Consider the following 1,914-nt stretch of genomic DNA (forward strand, 5'->3'; position numbering starts at 1 on the left):
CTTTTTGAAAATATGTGCGATAATATAGATATAATAAACGAATTCTGGATATATGTATCAATCAGCCACTATGGGTCTAACCCGTGGGGGCTTTTTGGTGCGTAAATTTAAACGAAAGGAGTGCTCCAAATGAGCAAAAAAGTAAAAGCCTTAGCTAGTATGAAGAAACATTTAACCAATGATGAGCGTGATCAACGCAAGGACGCGGAAAAAGCGTTATTTGATTATCCGGTGCTTGATTTAACCCCGCCAGATTGGTTACATGATCGTGCCTTGACTGAATGGCAACGGGTAGCGCCTTATTTAAAGGCCAATACCCCAATTAGTGAACTTGACCGGGCCATGTTAGCCAGTTATTGCCGCGCTTATGCAACGGTACAGACTTGTGAGAATGATATTCGTAAGAACGGGCTGGTACAAACTAATCAAGAGACTGGTGTACGTAAGCCGAACCCTTACGTGGCCTTGCAGTCACAAGCGATGAAAGATTTAAAAGCCTTAGCCAATGATTTAGGCATGTCGCTATCAAGCCGGGCCCGCATGGAATTAAACAAGCAAAAAGATGAAACACCCGAAGATACTTTTGAGGCGATGTTGTCATGATTGAATATGTTGACCAAGTGTTATCGGGACAAGTGCTGGCTTGTCAAAAGATTAAATGGGCGTGTGAGCGATTTAAACGCGATCTAAGCCGTTCTAAAGACGACAGCTTCCCGTTCTACTACGACGAAGACAAAGCGGCACAGGCGGTAAAATTTATCGAATTAATGCCTAAGACTGACGGTAGCCAACTCACCATGCAACCATTTCAAAAATGGCTTATTAGTGAGCTGTATGGCTGGCGTGAAAAAACTACCGGTAACCGCCGTTATGATCGTGCGTTTATTAGTATGGCCCGGAAGAACGGTAAAACCTATCTGGCTTCTGGTATGGCCGCTAATGGCCTTTTAAGAGAACGTCAGCCCGCCCGTAACCGACAGGTATTATTCGTCAGCAACGCCCTTAAACAAGCTAAATTGGGCTACGACATGCTTTCAAGTGGGCTACGGCAAGTTCGCAAGCAATCGAAGTACATGCGGCAACGGATTAAAGTACAGAAACAAGCCATTACTGACTTAGAAACTGATTCGCAAGCCTTGGCCCTTGCCAGTGATACCAGTACGCTTGATGGTTATGCCGGGACTACCGTTATTTTAGATGAATGGCACGAAGCTAAAGACCGCAAAGTGTACAACGTTTTAAAGTCTGGTCAAGCACAAGAAGATAACTCACTGCTGGCGGTGATTTCCACCTCGGGCCTTAACCTTAACGTTCCAATGCACGCCGAATATGACATGCTGACGGACGTTTTAAAGGGCAAGACCGAAGCTGACCGTTATTTTGTGGCAATATGGGAACTGGACGACCGCGAAGAAGTTTACGATCAAGCCAATTGGATTAAGGCCAACCCGTTATTCAGTGAACCACACGTTAAGCAACGCATGACGGAAAAGATTCAGGCCGACGTTGACCTTGCCATTAAACAAAATAATCTCATTCCAATACTGGTTAAGAACTTCAACATGTGGTTGCAAGCCAGTGAGGACAGTTATATTTCAGCAGACGATTGGGCCGCTGGTAAATTGGCAAAGGTGCCCGACTTACATAATCGTGACGCCTATATTGGCATTGATTTATCAAAAAGTAATGACTTGACCGCGGTTAGTTGGTTGATACCAATTGGCAACGGTCAGTTTTATTGTGACAGTCATTCGTTTGTGGGGACTAAATACGGCCTTGATTCTAAGATTAAACGTGATGGCATTGATTACCGGTCAATGGAGCGGGCGGGTGAGTGTAGTATCACCCGATTAGATAGTGGCATTATTGATTATGACAATCTATTTGATTTTGTTCAAAAACTAGTCGGGAAAT

Annotated in this window: 2 protein-coding genes; both read left to right on the top strand. The window is 44.3% G+C overall.

The genetic code is table 11. From position 1 onward, the window contains the following. Positions 1 to 129: 129 nt before the first annotated feature. Positions 130 to 603, top strand: coding sequence for a phage terminase small subunit P27 family (locus MMY95_RS15475; protein WP_241277815.1), 474 nt, complete (start codon positions 130 to 132; stop codon positions 601 to 603). Continuing rightward, a partial coding sequence (locus MMY95_RS15480; RefSeq protein WP_241277816.1) for a terminase large subunit occupies positions 600 to 1,914 on the top strand: 1,315 nt, incomplete at its 3' end. The genes MMY95_RS15475 and MMY95_RS15480, both read left to right, overlap by 4 nt.

It is taken from the genome of Lactiplantibacillus sp. ME-2 (assembly GCF_022549155.1).
GTDB lineage: Bacteria > Bacillota > Bacilli > Lactobacillales > Lactobacillaceae > Lactiplantibacillus > Lactiplantibacillus plantarum.